We start from the raw sequence: 17,066 nt of genomic DNA, 5'->3' as shown, positions 1-17,066 counted from the left end.
ACTTAGGAAGGAAGGCTCTCCTGACTTCCTTAGCCGAAGTTAGAAGTTAGTTTGCCGAAACGCTGCCCAGTTTGCGAGTGAAAGGGCCATCCGGTAGTTCCGTCCGTATCCAAAATATAAAAAGGAATCCTCCCTTATATAATCTTGATAATCTCCCACTCCGGCAAATCCAGCATATCCACCACAGAACCATTGTCCAGCTGAATCATAGGCCGTGTCAGGCGCTTGTCATTGATCATCACAATATTTGCGCTCTGGCCGTTATTCAGCAGTACCCGGTTGTTCTGATAGGTGTTTGCAATCCGGTTTAAGAAAGTCAGTATGTATTTGGGGCTGTAGAGCTGAAGGCCGTCTTTTTCAAACATGTCAATGGCCTGGAAGGGGCACAGAGGCGAACGGTAGGAGCGGGCGGCAGTCATGGCGTCATACACATCGGCAATGGCAATAATTTCTGCAAAATCTTCTATCTGTCCGGCCTTTAATTTCTGGGGATATCCGGAGCCGTCACTGCGTTCATGATGCAGCAGGGCGGCTTTTTTGATCCGCTCATCTGCGGGAAGATTTTTTAAAAGATTATAACCGGCCAGCGGATGCTGCCGGATCAGGGCAAATTCTTCTTCTGTATATTTTCCTGGTTTATTTAAAATTTCTTCCGGAATCTGTATTTTTCCAATATCGTGAAATAATCCGCATAAGGTCAATACGTTCAGTTCCTCATGGGTCAGGCGCAGCCATTTTCCCATCTGGCGGGCAATCAGGGCTACATTCAGACAATGGGAATAGACGCTGTCGTCGTCCAGGCGCATATTGTGCATCCGGTCAAAGAGATCCAGAGTGGTGGTATTTAAGCTGGCTAATCTGGAACAATCCTCCAGGATAAGGTGAATGTTGATGGGAGCATTAGGATAGTTGATAATCGTGTCAAAAATGGTTCGGATGGAATGGACTTCCTTCTGATATTCGATCTGATATGCCATAAATTCCGGATGAGACTTCACTTTTTGTGCGTAGGACGGGTTGGCTGCCCGGCTCCGGTTCAGTTCCCCGGCAGAACATGTATTCATTCATTTTTCCCCCTGTTATGGTTTTTGCAAGTGAATGCTTATTCACTTTTTAATAGTATAAAAATAAAGGGAATATTTGTCAAGAAAAACAGAATAATTTACGTGCTTTACGTTTTAAACACGGGGCGGTACAGGACAAAAAAAGTTATATTATTTTTGTCCTTGTTTATTTATGAATCTGCGGATAGTCAAAATTAAGAAATCAATGAGGATAATTATAAAAAAGATTTTTCTGATGAAATACCATATAGTATACACAGACAGAAAAAGTCAGAATATAATGGCTTCCGTTTGCCCAGAGCGAACAGTTGCCGGAAAGGAAAAGAATGATGGATAAAATAAAGCTGGGAATTGTGGGATTTGGTTTTATGGGACATTGCGATGCGGACATGATGGAAACATTTGATGAAATTGAACTTGTCGCTGTCGCAGATACCAACCCGGAACAGTTAAAAGATGCGCCGGCAGGCGTGGAAACCTATGCGTCCATAGACGAACTGCTGGCAAATGCGGACGTCAATGTACTTATGATATCTACGCCCAATCCAAGTCATCCGGAAATGGTGAAGAAAGCAGCGGCGGCGGGCAAACATGTGATCTGCGAAAAACCGGCTGCAATGAGTGTTGCAGAATATGATGAAATGGTTGCGGCATGTAAAGAAAACGGAGTAATCTTCACCGTGCATCAGCAGAGAAGATGGGACAAAGATTACCGTGTTATGAAAGAAGTTTATGACAAGGCAATGGTGGGAGATATGTACCTGATCAAATCCCAGTTATATGGAGTAAACTGCAAAAACAGGCGCTACAGGCGTAGAGCTTCTGGCGGAACAGATGATCCGCAGATTTCCCCTTCCGATTGAAACGCAGGAATTCCGGGATCAGTGGTTTGAATGGTTGAAAAAATTTAATTTGGAGCCGTCCTGTTACGATGCTTTTCTGGAAAATAAAATCTATGATAACCGTACTTTATCGCTGGGGGAACAGATTAATATGATGGAGCGGGATATCCGCCTGGCTTCCCTGCTTGGCTTTAAAAATCTGCGCACGCTGGTGTCTACGCCTATGGATGTCATTGAGGGAAGTCTGGATTATGCGGCAAAGATGGATGTAAAGATTGGTCTGGAGGTGCATGCGCCCTTTTCCCTCAATTCCGGATGGGCAGACGGGTATATGGAAATGATCCAGAGGACGGGTACAAAGCATTTCGGATTTATCCCTGATATGGGAATTTTCTGCAAAAATATTCCGGATGTTTTAAGGGATAAGGCAAGAAGGCAGGGGGCGTCGGAAGAGTGCATTAAGATTGTGGACGACGCTTATGCAAACCGTATGGCGAAAGGATTTGTGAAGATTAAATATGATCTGAACCTGGGAAAAGCAAATATGGAATACCGCATGGCAAACGGCATGAAAGAGATGATGGAGGCAGTGGAAAAAGCCGGCGCAGGGCCGGCAGACAAGGCATATGCCGGTGCGTCTTTTACTTATTCATGGTCTGAACCCCAGGATATTATTGATAATATTGATTATATTTTCCACACTCATGCAAAGTTTTATCATGTGCATGAAGATGGTACAGAAACAGCGGTGGCAATTCCGGAGGTTGTAGCGGCGTTTAAAAAAGCCGGCTACAGGGGCTTCTTAAGTTCCGAATATGAAGGAGGCGAACATCTGAGAGATGTGGGCGTTGACAGCATCGAACAGGTGCGCCGTCATCAGGAAGCGCTGAGGAAAGCGATCGAAGCATAAAACGATAAAAGACACTTGACAGAACAGGAAAAAGAGTGTATCTTAGTCAGTGAAAGAAGATTGAAAAACCGAATATTGTTGTACTGGTGAAGTTGTGATACTTCACCAGATATTAATTTCTCTTATTCAGAGTGGTGGAGGTACATAGGACCTGTGAAGCCACGGCAACCCCTCTACGGAAGGTGCCAACCTGAGCGAGTCATCGAACAATAAGAGGATTTGATAATCTTTTTTTGGAATCAGATCCGCTTATTTTGATATAAGCGGATTTTTTGTGTCATTGGAAATGCGCTGCGTTTCCTGTGATATTAAAAATACAATTGTTTGGAACAACCAGGAGGAGAAAAATGGAAAAAAGATTATTTACTTCAGAATCGGTAACAGAAGGACATCCCGATAAACTCTGCGATGCAGTGTCCGATGCGATTTTAGACGCATTGATGGCCCAGGACCCCATGAGCCGGGTGGCATGCGAGACGGCAGCCTGCACCGGATTTGTGCTTGTCACCGGAGAGATTACCACAAAAGCCAATATAGATATTCCCCAGATTGTCAGAGATACGGTAAATGAAATCGGCTATGACCATGCAGACACCGGATTTGACGGAAATACCTGTGCTGTAATGGTGTCTCTGGACCGGCAGTCTGCTGACATTGCCATGGGTGTGGACAAGGCATTGGAGGCTAAGGAAAATAAAATGTCAGAGGAAGAGTTAGAGGCAATCGGCGCAGGCGATCAGGGCATGATGTTCGGCTATGCAAGCAACGAGACGCCGGAGTTAATGCCTTATCCGATTTCACTGGCTCATAAACTTGCGCTGCAGCTGACAAAGGTACGTAAAGACGGTACTTTAACATATCTGCGCCCGGACGGAAAAACACAGGTTTCTGTGGAATACGACGAAGAGGGCAGGCCCAGACGACTGGAGGCAGTGGTGCTGTCCACTCAGCATGACGCTGACGTGACTCAGGAACAGATTCACGCAGACATTAAAAAGTATGTGTTTGATCCGATTCTGCCCCAGGAAATGGTAGACGGAGAGACGAAATTTTTCATCAATCCCACCGGACGTTTCGTGATTGGCGGGCCTCACGGAGATGCAGGACTCACCGGAAGAAAGATTATCGTGGATACATACGGCGGATATGCCCGTCACGGCGGCGGCGCTTTTTCCGGAAAAGACTGCACCAAGGTAGACCGTTCCGCGGCCTATGCAGCCCGCTATGTTGCTAAAAATATTGTGGCGGCAGGCCTTGCGGAAAAATGCGAGATTCAGTTATCCTATGCCATTGGCGTAGCGCAGCCCACCTCCGTAATGGTAGATACTTTCGGAACCGGCAAAATTTCCGATGAGAAGCTGGTGGAAATGATCCGCGAAAACTTCGATCTTCGTCCGGCAGGAATTATTAAGATGCTGGATTTAAGACGTCCCATCTACAAACAGACGGCAGCCTACGGACACTTTGGCCGGGACGACCTGAACCTGCCCTGGGAAGCAACCGATAAGGTAGAGATTTTGAAAAAATATTTATAATGTAAAGTTACAGATCAGAGAAGCCATTGCTGCGGTTTGAAGGAACCGGGCAATGGCGTTCTTAATATGCTGATTTACACCATAGGAATCGGAAGCATGTTTGAAGCAGGCAATGGAAGAAAAGTGAAACAGGAGTGAAAGCATGAAGTATAATATCTTAATTGTTTATAAAAGCAGCACTGGGTTTACCCAAAAATATGCCCAACTGGCAGGAAAAGAAACCGGCGGCAGGGTGGTGGAGTACAGAAAAGCAACGGCTGAACTTATGTCAGAATATGACACAGTGGTATTTGGTAGCAGGGCTTACGCCGGCAGGATTGACGGTTATCAGAAGGCAAAGGAAATGTTTCAAAAAAGCGGTGCAGGACAGTTGGTGGTATTTGTGACAGGGGCCACTCCCAATACGGAAGAACAGGTGATAAAGGACTTTTGGAAACAAAACCTGACAGATGATGAATTGCAGAAAATTCCTCATTTTTACATGCAGTCCGGCCTGTGTTATGAAAAAATGTCTTTTGCAGATAAGCTGATGATGAAGGGCCTGCGCGCTATGCTGAAAAAGAAAAAGGACAAAAGCCAGGAAGAACAAATGATGGAGCGGATGATTGCAGGCTCCTATGACATTTCTTCAGAAGAATATGTCCGGCCGCTGATTTCTTATTTAAAGAGGTGATTGTTTTTATAGTTTTCTGTTATAATATACGAGGCTGCGGCATTAAGAAATACAACTACAAAATATGGCATCTTGTATGCTTAGGTCTGAATGCGGCAGCCCCAAAATGGAGGAATGCAAAATGTACGAATATGAATCAGAGATTTATCCGGCAGAGCAGAAAGGCGGCGCATATGTGGTTTTTCCCTGGGATATCAGGGAGGAATTCGGAAAGGGGCGGGTGAAAGTCCATGTCACCTTCGACGGGGAACCTTATGACGGCAGCATTGTCAATATGGGGGTCAAAAATCAGGACGGAAGTATCTGCTATATCATCGGCCTGCGCAAAGATATCCGGGCCAAAATAGGAAAGCAGCCCGGCGATCGGGTGCAGGTAACGGTGCAGGAACGCTAAAATCTGAAAATACTGCTTCCTGCCCGAAACCGGCCCGGGAAAAATTAAAAAAGATTCACCAGAACTATTGCGGCCCCTAATATGGTAAGCACAACGCCGGTGGCCCGGTTTAAGGTAACGGCGCTTGCTTTGTTGGCGATTTTGGCGGCAATGCGGGCCCAAAGCAGCGTGGAAGCAATACAGAATGTCAGGGGCAGAAGCTTTGGCATACCGCCTATGATAAAATGGCTTCCGGCGCCTGTCAGGGCAGTGAAGGTCATAATAAATACGCTGGTTCCCACGGCTGTTTTCAGTTCATAACCAAGAATGCCGGTCAGCAACAGAAGCATCATCATTCCGCCGCCTGCGCCGATAAATCCGCAGATAAAACCGACTGCCGTGCCGCACAGCGCCGACTGGATCATGCGTTTTTTCACTGATACAGACGCCATGGATTCTTTTGTGGTCATGACAGGCCGGATAATGAATTTAATTCCCAGAAACAGGGTCATTACGGTGGAGAAGCTTCCCATTGTGGAATTGGGAACTTTGCTTGCTGTTAAACTTCCCACAAAAGTAAATATCAGAACGAAAACCATCATCACAGAACCGTTTCTGATATCCAGATTTTTATTTTTGCCGTAGGTATAAGCGCTGACAGCGCTTGCTAACACATCACTGGCAAGCGCAATGCCTACCGCCTGATATGCCGGCATGCCGAGAAATGTGATCAGCATGGGACTGATCACAGCAGCTGCGCTCATTCCGGCAAAACCGGTTCCGAGCCCTGCTCCCATACCGGCAATAAAACATACGAAAAATACAATCAAAAGTTCCATTCAGTAACCTCCATTCCTTTACGGGCATTTCTGCATGTTTTCTGAAAAAGTTCAGAAAACAGTTTTATTTCTTCTTCTGTAAAATCCAGAAACAGTTTCCGGGCAAATTCTCTCTGGGCATGTTTTCCGGCTTCAATCAATGGATATGCACTTTCCTGAATGGAAATATGCTGGGTCTTTCGGTTCTTGCCCCGAAAGTATGTCTGAATGAATCCGCGGCTTTCCAGTTTCTTCAGTGCACTGGACACATGGGATTTGGTCAGCATACGAATCCGTATGATTTCAGATGCAGTATCATACTCCGGATTATTTGTGAGAAACATTAAAATATTCAATTCCATCTGCGTCACATGATATCTGTCGCATACCGGCTTGATACATTGTGAATAAAAAGAGGTAAGTACCTTTTGATTTTCCCAAAAACGCATAATAGCCCTTCTTTTGTTCTTTTTAGAACAATTATATCATCGGAGATGAGAAAGTCAAGGAATATATTCAGGCTGTGCGCTGAAACCAAACAAATATTTGGATTCAGGGGTCAGGTCCTGTCAAAAATACAAACAAATGTTTGTATTTTTGTAGACAAGAGAGGGGATATGTGCTATTATAATATGCAAACTGAGAAAGAACCGGTCTGGATAAAATTTGACAGGAAGGCTGCAATGCGGAATAGATTGTTTATTTTGTTCTATGAATTCCGTCTGATATGGTAAACATAAATGAGTAACCCAAATTCGTGTAACAGGTATTAAAAAATGGAATACCGAAACTGTATGGATTGCGGGCGAAATATCGAACTTTTGACTATGACTTTTGGAGGCGGTATTTGTGCAGACTGCACAAAATAGATTCAAGCTTCACAGTGATTACAAGTCCACCGGCAACCAGCCGCAGGCTGTCGCCGAGCTGGTCAAAGGCTTCAAGGAGGGCAATCAATTCCAGACTTTACCAGGGGTTACGGGTTCCGGCAAGACATTTACGATGGCGAATGTCATTCAGGAATTGCAGAAGCCGACGCTGGTTATTGCCCACAACAAAACGTTTGCGGTGCAGCTCTACGGAGAATTCAAGGAGATGTTTCCTGAGAATGCAGTGGAGTATTTTGTGTCCTAATTTGTGGACAGGGTGAAAACCGCATTATTTAGTGTTGATTGTACCGTATTTTGTGGACAAGATGGGGGATTATGGACGAAATAACACTAGGCGGACGGGGGAGTTTGTGACCTGGATTCGTGTAATAGATTATACAACACCATATAGATAAAATTCATTGTTTATATGATAGAAATAATATGTCGTACAATTTGGAGAGGTGGGAGCTATGCAGGAGCATGAGATTATATTATATCAGTTAGAGAATACAAATGTTTATGTGAACGTCATTTTTAAAGAAGAAACATTTTGGATGACGCAAAGAGTAATGGCAGAATTATTTGATTGTACAACAGATAATATTTCGTTGCATTTGAAAAATATTTATAAAGAAGAAGAATTGGACACAGAAGCAACTACCGAGTTTTTCTCGGTAGTTCAAAATGAAGGTGGAAGAAATGTCAGCCGAAAAGTAAAATGCTTCAATTTGGATGCGATTATTGCTGTAGGGTATCGTGTGAATTCCAAAAAAGCTACTCGATTTCGGCAGTGGGCAACAAAAACATTAAAAGAATATATTATTAAGGGCTTTGTATTAAATGATGATATGTTGAAAAATGGCAAACCCTTTGGAAAAGACTATTTTGATGAACTATTGGAACGTATCCGGGAGATCAGGGCAAGTGAGCGTAGAGCCTATCAAAAAATCACGGATATATTTGAGCAATGTAGCTATGATTATGATAAAAACAGTGAAATCACAAAGAATTTAAAAGAAGTAATAGAATTGCGAATTCAAATAGTAGAGAAGATATATGGAAATAATTTTTGGGAGGTTTGTTTATATAGAGGTGTTTTGGAAAATGAGGAGTTACTTAATTTGTTATGTGAAAAATAAATATATCACCAAAAGCTAGGATATGTGAGTTCTGGGTTTTTTAGAATACATCCTAACTTGAAAATGTTTTTGTAAATTGTAAACGTCAATTTATGATTGAGAAATAGGCCCCAAAATGTAATAATCTGAGTTTGCAGATGACAAGAGAGAAAAAGCGCGAACAAATGTTCAATTCTGTGTATACTTTTTTTATATATAGTGATATACTATAAAAGCAAAATTTATAAGAAATTTGTGACCTTTATTATATACCGTGATACCTTGTGCTATTTGGTGCTACGGTGTTGCAAAAAATGAATTTGTGACTTTCATTCGTGTAATCCGAAAAGTTCTCCTATTAACCAACTGAAAAACAAGGAATCACACAAATTATGTGGCTTATAGTAGTCATAACAATATCATGAAAGAAAGGATTTTCATATGCCAGAGTTCAAATTACAAGCCCCCTACAAGCCTACAGGCGACCAGCCGCAGGCCATCGCCGAGTTGGTCAAAGGCTTCAAGGAGGGCAATCAATTCCAGACTTTACTAGGGGTTACGGGTTCCGGCAAGACATTTACGATGGCGAATGTCATTCAGGAATTGCAGAAGCCGACGCTGGTCATCGCCCATAACAAAACGCTTGCGGCGCAGCTTTATGGAGAATTCAAGGAGATGTTCCCTGAGAATGCAGTGGAGTATTTTGTCTCCTACTACGACTACTACCAGCCCGAAGCCTACGTCCCATCCACCGACACCTACATTGCCAAAGATTCCGCCATCAACGAAGAAATTGACAAACTCCGTCTTTCAGCCACCGCAGCCCTGGCGGAACGGGAGGATGTGATTATCATTTCCAGTGTATCCTGTATTTACGGACTGGGCAGCCCGGTGGACTACAAAAACATGATGCTTTCTCTGCGGCCCGGCATGGTGAAGGACAGAGACGAGGTTATCCGGAAATTAATCGACATACAATATACAAGAAACGATATGGATTTCCACAGGGGAACGTTCCGGGTGCGGGGAGATGTGGTGGAAATCTTTCCTGCCAATTATGGCGAAACCGCAATCCGGGTGGAATTTTTCGGAGATGAAGTAGACCGCATTACAGAGATTGATATTTTAACTGGAGAAATCAAGACGCAGTTAGAGCATATGGCAGTTTTTCCCGCTTCTCATTATGTGGTTGCACCAGAGAAGATTCTGCATGCAGCAGCAGAGATTGAGAAGGAAATGGAAGAACGGGTGAAATATTTTAAGGGAGAGGACAAGCTGCTGGAAGCCCAGCGGATTGCAGAGCGTACCAATTTCGATATTGAGATGCTGAAAGAAACAGGGTTCTGCAGCGGCATTGAGAATTATTCCCGTTTTCTGTCCGGATTGGAGCCGGGAGCGCCGCCGCATACGCTGATCGACTATTTTCCGGAAGAATTTCTGATTATTGTGGATGAATCCCATATTACCATCCCCCAGGTGCGGGGCATGTATGCCGGGGATCAGTCCAGGAAATCCACTCTGGTGGATTATGGGTTCCGCCTGCCCTCTGCTAAGGATAACCGGCCTTTGAATTTTGGAGAGTTTGAGGGCAAGATAGACCAGATGCTGTTTGTGTCAGCCACGCCTAATGTGTATGAGAAAGAGCATGAACTGCTTCGGACAGAGCAGATTATCCGCCCCACAGGGCTTTTAGACCCAGAGATTGATGTTCGTCCGGTGGAAGGCCAGATTGACGATTTAATTGGAGAAGTAAATAAAGAAATTTCCAGGAAAAATAAGGTATTGATTACCACCCTGACCAAACGGATGGCAGAGGATTTGACAGATTATATGCGCGAAGTGGGAATTCGTGTGAAGTACCTTCATTCGGATATTGACACTCTGGAACGGGCGGAAATTATAAGGGATTTGCGCCTGGATGTGTTTGACGTACTGGTGGGCATTAACCTGCTGCGGGAAGGACTGGATATTCCTGAGATTACTCTGGTGGCGATTCTGGACGCGGATAAGGAAGGATTTTTAAGGTCGGAGACGTCCCTGATTCAGACCATCGGCCGCGCCGCAAGGAATTCCGAGGGCCATGTAATTATGTACGCGGACAGCATTACCGATTCCATGCGGGTGGCCATTGATGAAACCAACCGAAGGAGAACTATTCAGCAGGCATACAACCAGGAGCATGGAATTACGCCGGCAACCATCCGCAAATCAGTGCGCGACTTGATCAGCATCTCTAAGAAAGTTGCCAAGGAAGAGTATAAATTCCAGAAAGATCCGGAATCTATGAGTAAGAAAGAACTGGAGAAACTGATTGGGGAAATTCAAAAGAAGATGCAGTCAGCGGCGGCAGAACTGAACTTCGAGGCAGCGGCAGAGCTGCGTGACAAGATGATAGAACTGAAAAAGAACCTGCGCGATATGTAACAGGCAGCCTGAAGGAGCGTGATGAAAATCAGCCCCGCAGCCTGCACAGAAGAATTGATTAAGAAGATAAAGGAGTTTACGCAAAATGGCAAAAGCAGAAAAGCAATATATTAAAATCAGAGGGGCCAATGAACATAATCTGAAGAATCTGGATGTGGACATTCCCAGAAATGAATTTGTTGTTTTGACCGGATTAAGCGGTTCCGGGAAATCTTCCCTGGCCTTTGACACCATTTATGCAGAGGGGCAGCGCAGGTATATGGAGTCTTTGTCCTCTTATGCGAGACAGTTTTTGGGACAGATGGAAAAACCGGATGTGGAGAAGATTGAAGGACTGTCTCCCGCCATATCCATTGATCAGAAATCTACCAACCGCAATCCAAGGTCTACCGTGGGGACTGTAACGGAAATATATGATTACTTCCGTCTGCTGTATGCCAGAATTGGAATTCCCCACTGTCCTGTCTGCGGAAAAGAGATCAAAAAGCAGTCAGTAGATCAGATGGTGGATCAGATTTTGTCCATGGAAGAGGGGACGAAGATCCAGCTGTTGGCGCCGGTAGTCCGGGGACGGAAGGGAACCCATCAGAAATTATTTGAGCAGGCCAAGCGCAGCGGTTATGTCAGGGTGCAGGTGGACGGAAATATTTATGATCTCACAGAAGAGATTCCCATGGATAAAAATATCAAGCACAATATAGAAATTGTAGTAGACCGTCTGGTGGTGAAGCCGGGAATTGAGAAGCGTCTGACAGATTCAGTAGAAAATGTACTGGAACTGGCGGAGGGGCTGATGACGGTGGATGTGATCGGCAAAGAACCGGTGAATTTTTCCCAGAGCTTTTCCTGTCCCGACTGCGGCGTCAGCATTGATGAGATTGAACCCAGAAGTTTTTCCTTTAATAATCCTTTCGGCGCCTGTCCCGATTGTTTCGGACTGGGTTATAAGATGGAATTTGATGTGGATTTGATGATACCGGACAAATCTTTGAGTATTGCCAAAGGCGCTATACAGGTCACGGGATGGCAGTCCAGTACCGATAAGGGCAGTTTTACCAATGCCATTTTAAATGCTCTGGCAAAGGAGTATCAGTTTGATTTGGATACGCCCTATGAGGAATTGCCGAAAAAAGTGCAGAATATTCTGATTAACGGCACCGGGGGAAAAGAGGTAAAGGTACATTATAAGGGACAGCGGGGAGAGGGAACGTATGATGTGGCCTTTGAGGGCCTGGTACGGAATGTGGAACGCCGCTACCGGGAAACCGGATCAGATACCATGAAACAGGAATATGAATCCTTTATGCGGGTGACGCCCTGCAAGACCTGCGGCGGTCAGCGTTTGAAAAAAGAAGCACTGGCAGTTACCGTTTCCGGAAAAAATATTTTTGAAGTTACCTCCATGTCCATTCGGAATCTGCAGCAGTTTCTTTCAGAACTGAAGCTGACCAGTCAGCAGGAGATGATCGGCGCTCAGATATTGAAGGAAATCCGCGCAAGGGTGGGATTTCTGGTGGATGTGGGACTGGAATATCTGACCCTGTCCCGGGCCACCGGAACGCTTTCCGGCGGAGAGGCCCAGAGAATCCGGCTGGCCACCCAGATTGGTTCCGGACTGGTGGGTGTGGCCTACATTCTGGATGAGCCAAGCATCGGCCTGCACCAAAGGGACAATGACAAGCTTCTGAACACATTGAGGAATCTGAAGAATCTGGGCAACACGCTGATTGTGGTGGAGCATGACGAGGATACCATGATTGCGGCAGATCACATTGTGGATATCGGGCCGGGGGCCGGGGAGCACGGAGGCTGCCTGGTGGCTCAGGGAACAGCCAAAGAGATTATGAAAAATAAGAAGTCCATTACCGGAGCGTATTTAAGCGGCAGGATTAAGATTCCGGTTCCGGAAACCAGAAGGAAACCCACAGGTTTTCTGAAAATCAAGGGAGCCCGGGAGAATAATCTGCAGAATATCAATGTGGAGATTCCTCTGGGAGTTATGACCTGTGTCACCGGCGTTTCAGGCTCCGGCAAGTCTTCCCTGACCAATGAGATTTTATATAAGCGTCTGGCCAGAGATTTGAACCGGGCCAGAACCATTCCGGGAAAGCACAAATCCATCCAGGGCCTTGAACAGCTGGATAAAGTGATTGATATTGATCAGTCGCCCATTGGGCGGACGCCCAGATCCAATCCGGCCACTTATACAGGAGTATTTGACCAGATTCGTGATTTATTTGCGGCGACGCCGGACGCTAAGGCAAAGGGCTATGCCAAGGGAAGGTTCAGCTTCAATGTAAAGGGAGGCCGCTGTGAGGCATGCTCTGGCGACGGTATCCTGAAAATTGAGATGCATTTTCTGCCGGATGTGTATGTGCCCTGCGAAGTCTGCGGAGGCAAACGGTACAACCGGGAAACTCTGGAGGTGAAATACAAAGGAAAAAACATCTATGATGTGCTTGATATGACAGTGGAAGAAGCGCTGACATTTTTTGAAAATGTTCCTACCATCCGCCGCAAAATTGAAACACTATACGATGTGGGACTTTCCTATATTAAACTGGGGCAGCCGTCTACCACTTTATCCGGCGGAGAGGCCCAGAGAATTAAACTGGCCACGGAGCTGAGCAAACGCAGCACCGGGAAAACCATTTACATTCTGGACGAGCCCACCACCGGCCTGCATTTTGCCGATGTGCATAAACTGACGGAGATTCTGCAGCGTCTGGCAGAAGGCGGCAACACAGTTGTGGTCATTGAACATAATCTGGATGTGATTAAGACCGCCGATTATATTATTGATATGGGGCCGGAAGGCGGTGACGGAGGCGGAATGGTAGTTGCCCAGGGAACGCCGGAGGAAGTGGCTCTGGTGGAAGCCTCCTATACCGGACAGTATATTAAGAAGTATTTGGAGAAATAAACCTGACATGCAGTAAAGAATAAAAAAGAGGCTGTCCGTTGGACAGCCTTAAATTTCGGGGAGTACTTCCTGAATTCTAAGAATTCAGGAAGCATGAGTTATGAAAAATTATATTAGCTTATTAGCTAGTACAGGTATTAGTATATCCGCAGAATGTGACGGATATGTGAAAAAACCGGGAAAACTTTAAAAAAATTATAAAAATTTCATAAACTTTGATAAGAAAAAACATGGAAAAGGTTAATAATAGACGTTTTTTTAGTTTTTACAAAAAAATGCTTTGAAAATTCCCCGCGATTGTATATAATGTAAATGTATATGGAAAAATAGAGTTATTATGTTTTATAATATTCAGATAGAGAAATGAAAGGGGAACCAAACGATGGCGACAGATATTGGAATTGATCTTGGAACCGCAAGTATCCTTGTATATATAAAAGGAAAGGGCGTAGTGCTGAAAGAGCCCTCTGTGGTAGCATTTGACCGGGATACCAACAAAATAAAAGCAATTGGCGAAGAGGCCCGTTTGATGCTTGGCAGGACACCTGGAAACATAGTTGCAGTAAGACCTTTGCGTCAAGGGGTTATTTCTGACTACACAGTGACCGAAAAAATGTTAAAGTACTTTATTCAGAAAGCCCTTGGAAAGAAAAGCTTCCGCAAACCCAGAATCAGCGTATGTGTGCCCAGCGGCGTAACAGAGGTTGAGAAGAAGGCAGTGGAGGACGCTACCTATCAGGCGGGCGCAAGGGAGGTTTCCATTATTGAAGAACCCATTGCAGCGGCCATCGGCGCCGGCGTGGATATTTCCAAGCCATGCGGCAACATGATCGTGGATATCGGAGGCGGAACTGCTGATATTGCAGTGATTTCTCTGGGCGGAACTGTGGTAAGTACTTCCATTAAGATTGCCGGGGATGATTTTGACGAGGCAATTGTCCGATATATGAGAAAGAAGCATAATCTTCTGATTGGTGAGAGAACGGCTGAAGATATTAAGATTAAGATAGGAACCTGTTTCCCCCTGGCCCAGAATGATACCATGGACGTGCGGGGGCGTAATCTTGTCACAGGACTTCCCAAGACAGTTTCCGTTTCTTCAGAGGAAACAGAAGAAGCGCTGAGAGAAGCAACCCTTCAGATTGTAGAGGCTGTGCACAGCGTACTGGAGAAGACTCCGCCGGAGCTAGCGGCAGACGTGGCGGACCGGGGAATTATCCTCACCGGAGGCGGGGCGCTGCTTCGGGGACTGGAGGAGCTGATTGAGGACAGGACTGGAATCAATACCATGACAGCCGAGGAGCCGATGACCTGTGTTGCCATAGGCACAGGCAAATATGTGGAATTTTTATCCGGTAAACCGATGGAAGATTAAGTTTTATTCAGAGATATTTCGGAACAGCGTTTCAGACGGGAGAATATAATAACAGGGGAAGCATAAGAGGATGCAGCAGTAAAGGAGCAGGATTTATGGTAAAGGGATTATATACTGCGTATACAGGGATGTTGAACCAGCAGAACAGATTGGATGTGCTGACAAACAATCTGGCGAACTCTGCAACGAACGGATTCAAAAAAGAAGGGTCAACTTCGCAGTCCTTCGACGAGACTTTGGCAATTAAGATTAAGGATACCTCAGCGATGAGTCTCCCCAAAGGATTGGGAGATGTAAGCCTGGGAGTTAAGATTGGGGAATGTTATACGGATTACGGCCAGGGTTCTTTCCGCGTAACAGATAATACCTATGATTTTGCGCTGGATGGAGATGGATTTTTCGCAATTTCTTTTACAAACAAGGCGGGGGAAACTTCCGTGAAATATACCAGGGACGGCGCGTTTACGGTTAACAGAGAAGGATACCTGATGACCAAGGACGGAGATTTTGTACTGAATCAGGCGGCGGCCCAGGCGGGCAATCCGGGGCAGGCCGGATACATACGGATTGATCCCAATGTGGAGCTGAAGGTAGATGAAAACGGAAACCTCTATCAGAATAATGCGCTGGTAGGCCAGGTTGGAGTTGTGGATTTTGCAGATTACAATTATCTGGCAAAATACGGCGAGAATATGTATGATTTGGTGGAAGGCGGCCAGGTACAGGCCTCTGACGCACAGGTGATCCAGGGAACGCTTGAAATGTCCAATGTAAATGTGGTTTCGGAAATGGTGGAAATGATCACAATTTCCAGAGCGTATGAGACAAATCAGAAGATCATTCAGTCTATAGATGAAACACTTGAAAAGGCCGTGAATAACATCGGCAAAGCATAGGAAGGAGCGGAATAAGTTATGATGCGATCATTGTGGTCGGCAGCGTCCGGCATGATTTCCCAACAGACAGCCGTGGACACCATTGCCCATAACCTGTCCAATGTAAATACAACGGGATATAAAACAGAAAAAACAGAGTTCAAATCTCTGTTATATCAAACATTACAGACCAGAACCACCACCGCAAACGGAGAGAACAAGCCGATTTCGGCGCAGGTGGGACTGGGTACCCGGGTAGCGTCCATTACCTCTAACTTTACCCAGGGTTCTATGCTTTCCAGTGAAAGCTTTACCTCCATGGCAATTGCGGGAGACGGATTCTTTTCCGTAAGAGGAGCCGACGGAAATACATACTATACCAGAAACGGTGATTTTAAACTGAGCGTAGGAGACAACGGCGATTTGACTCTGGTGACAGCGGACGGTTATCCGGTGCTGGATGCAGAGGGGAATCCCATTACCATGCCGGGAGATGTAAGCAGCAGCAAGATACAGGTGTCTACCGAAGGCGCATTCGGATATCTGGACGGCAACGGGAATTTTGTAAATGTGGCCAATATCGGACTGTATCAGTTCAGCAACCCGGCGGGGCTTGAGAAACTGTCAAACAGCCTTCTGGCGGTGACAGACGCTTCCGGAGCGGCGTTGAATGAAGCCAACACTGCTAATCTGATTCGAAGCGAAGTGCGTCAGAAATATGTGGAAGGCTCCAATGTGCAGGTTGCAGACGAAATGGTAAACCTGATTGTGGCACAGCGGGCTTATGAGATGAACTCCAAGGCAATTCAGGCGGCCGACGATATGCTGGGTCAGGCAAACCAATTGAAACGGTAGTTGACATAACACAGTAAATCAGCGGAAGCAATGGGAAAGAGGGATGAATATGAGCCTTGATTTAAATGCAATTAATTCGAATTACAGTAATTATAATACGGATACTGCCTCCACTTCTACCGGTAAATTGGAAGAAACATTGAAATCTGATTTATCTGAGGCTACAGAAGAGGAACTGATGGGAGTCTGTAAGGATTTTGAAGCATACTTTATTGAACAGATGTTTAAGGCAATGCAGAGAATGGTTCCGGAATCAGAGGATAATACTTCCGCTTCTACGAAACAGCTCAGGGATTACTACAAAGAACAGATGAACCAGTCCTTTGCGGAGCAGGCTTCAGAGAATGGCGGACTTGGGATAGCCCAGGTTCTCTATGAGCAGATGAAACGCAATTACGGTATGGAGTAA

Annotated in this window: 15 protein-coding genes, 1 pseudogene and 1 riboswitch; of the genes and pseudogenes, 13 read left to right on the top strand and 3 right to left on the bottom strand. The window is 45.3% G+C overall.

Annotation, left to right across the window (positions count from 1 at the left end):
• Positions 1 to 134: 134 nt before the first annotated feature.
• Positions 135 to 1,064, bottom strand: coding sequence for an HD-GYP domain-containing protein (locus tag ACTO17_RS06465; RefSeq protein ID WP_482557324.1), 930 nt, complete (start codon positions 1,062 to 1,064; stop codon positions 135 to 137).
• A gap of 326 nt (positions 1,065 to 1,390) precedes the next feature.
• Here ACTO17_RS06465 and ACTO17_RS06460 point away from each other — a divergent pair, with 326 nt between their 5' ends.
• From ACTO17_RS06460 to ACTO17_RS06440, 5 genes are all read left to right on the top strand, one after another.
• Positions 1,391 to 1,927, top strand: a complete 537-nt coding sequence (locus tag ACTO17_RS06460) for a Gfo/Idh/MocA family protein (RefSeq protein WP_482557323.1) — start codon at positions 1,391 to 1,393, stop codon at positions 1,925 to 1,927.
• A complete protein-coding gene (locus ACTO17_RS06455; protein WP_482557322.1) occupies positions 1,899 to 2,816 on the top strand; it encodes a sugar phosphate isomerase/epimerase family protein in 918 nt (305 codons plus the stop codon). The genes ACTO17_RS06460 and ACTO17_RS06455 overlap by 29 nt, the downstream gene beginning before the upstream one ends.
• A gap of 119 nt (positions 2,817 to 2,935) precedes the next feature.
• A riboswitch (SAM riboswitch) is annotated at positions 2,936 to 3,032 on the top strand.
• A 131-nt stretch (positions 3,033 to 3,163) separates the two neighbouring features.
• Entirely contained in the window at positions 3,164 to 4,351 is a 1,188-nt protein-coding gene (metK, locus tag ACTO17_RS06450) for a methionine adenosyltransferase (RefSeq protein WP_482557321.1), read from the top strand.
• A gap of 142 nt (positions 4,352 to 4,493) precedes the next feature.
• On the top strand, positions 4,494 to 5,024 hold the full coding sequence (locus tag ACTO17_RS06445; protein ID WP_482557320.1) for a flavodoxin domain-containing protein: 531 nt from the start codon (positions 4,494 to 4,496) through the stop codon (positions 5,022 to 5,024).
• Positions 5,025 to 5,145: 121 nt separating this feature from the next.
• On the top strand, positions 5,146 to 5,418 hold the full coding sequence (locus ACTO17_RS06440) for a DUF1905 domain-containing protein (RefSeq protein ID WP_482557319.1): 273 nt from the start codon (positions 5,146 to 5,148) through the stop codon (positions 5,416 to 5,418).
• Between the two features lie 44 nt (positions 5,419 to 5,462).
• Here the strand turns inward: ACTO17_RS06440 and ACTO17_RS06435 are convergent, their stop codons facing one another.
• Positions 5,463 to 6,236 (bottom strand): sulfite exporter TauE/SafE family protein, encoded by a 774-nt coding sequence (locus tag ACTO17_RS06435; RefSeq protein ID WP_482557318.1) that lies wholly within the window; start codon positions 6,234 to 6,236, stop codon positions 5,463 to 5,465.
• Positions 6,224 to 6,664: a MarR family winged helix-turn-helix transcriptional regulator gene (locus tag ACTO17_RS06430; RefSeq protein ID WP_482557317.1), complete on the bottom strand. Its 441-nt coding sequence runs from the start codon at positions 6,662 to 6,664 to the stop codon at positions 6,224 to 6,226. Before ACTO17_RS06430 ends, ACTO17_RS06435 begins: the two co-directional genes overlap by 13 nt.
• A gap of 400 nt (positions 6,665 to 7,064) precedes the next feature.
• Between ACTO17_RS06430 and ACTO17_RS06425 the strand changes: the two are divergent.
• From ACTO17_RS06425 to ACTO17_RS06390, 8 genes and pseudogenes are all read left to right on the top strand, one after another.
• Positions 7,065 to 7,346: pseudogene (locus ACTO17_RS06425) on the top strand (DEAD/DEAH box helicase family protein); the annotation flags it as partial.
• Positions 7,347 to 7,557: 211 nt separating this feature from the next.
• Positions 7,558 to 8,226, top strand: a complete 669-nt coding sequence (locus tag ACTO17_RS06420; protein ID WP_482557316.1) for a virulence RhuM family protein — start codon at positions 7,558 to 7,560, stop codon at positions 8,224 to 8,226.
• Positions 8,227 to 8,646: 420 nt separating this feature from the next.
• A complete protein-coding gene (uvrB, locus tag ACTO17_RS06415) occupies positions 8,647 to 10,629 on the top strand; it encodes an excinuclease ABC subunit UvrB (RefSeq protein WP_482557315.1) in 1,983 nt (660 codons plus the stop codon).
• Positions 10,630 to 10,714: 85 nt separating this feature from the next.
• Positions 10,715 to 13,552, top strand: a complete 2,838-nt coding sequence (gene uvrA, locus ACTO17_RS06410) for an excinuclease ABC subunit UvrA (RefSeq protein ID WP_482557314.1) — start codon at positions 10,715 to 10,717, stop codon at positions 13,550 to 13,552.
• Between the two features lie 382 nt (positions 13,553 to 13,934).
• Positions 13,935 to 14,927: a rod shape-determining protein gene (locus ACTO17_RS06405; protein ID WP_482557313.1), complete on the top strand. Its 993-nt coding sequence runs from the start codon at positions 13,935 to 13,937 to the stop codon at positions 14,925 to 14,927.
• 95 nt (positions 14,928 to 15,022) lie between these two features.
• Positions 15,023 to 15,823, top strand: a complete 801-nt coding sequence (locus ACTO17_RS06400) for a flagellar hook-basal body protein (protein ID WP_482557312.1) — start codon at positions 15,023 to 15,025, stop codon at positions 15,821 to 15,823.
• A gap of 18 nt (positions 15,824 to 15,841) precedes the next feature.
• Positions 15,842 to 16,657 (top strand): flagellar hook-basal body protein, encoded by an 816-nt coding sequence (locus tag ACTO17_RS06395; RefSeq protein WP_172538094.1) that lies wholly within the window; start codon positions 15,842 to 15,844, stop codon positions 16,655 to 16,657.
• Between the two features lie 49 nt (positions 16,658 to 16,706).
• Positions 16,707 to 17,066 (top strand): rod-binding protein, encoded by a 360-nt coding sequence (locus ACTO17_RS06390; protein ID WP_172538095.1) that lies wholly within the window; start codon positions 16,707 to 16,709, stop codon positions 17,064 to 17,066.

Source organism: Petralouisia sp., from assembly GCF_056822245.1.
Note: the sequence above shows the minus strand (reverse complement) of the source record. Positions and strands in the feature narration are given on the sequence as shown.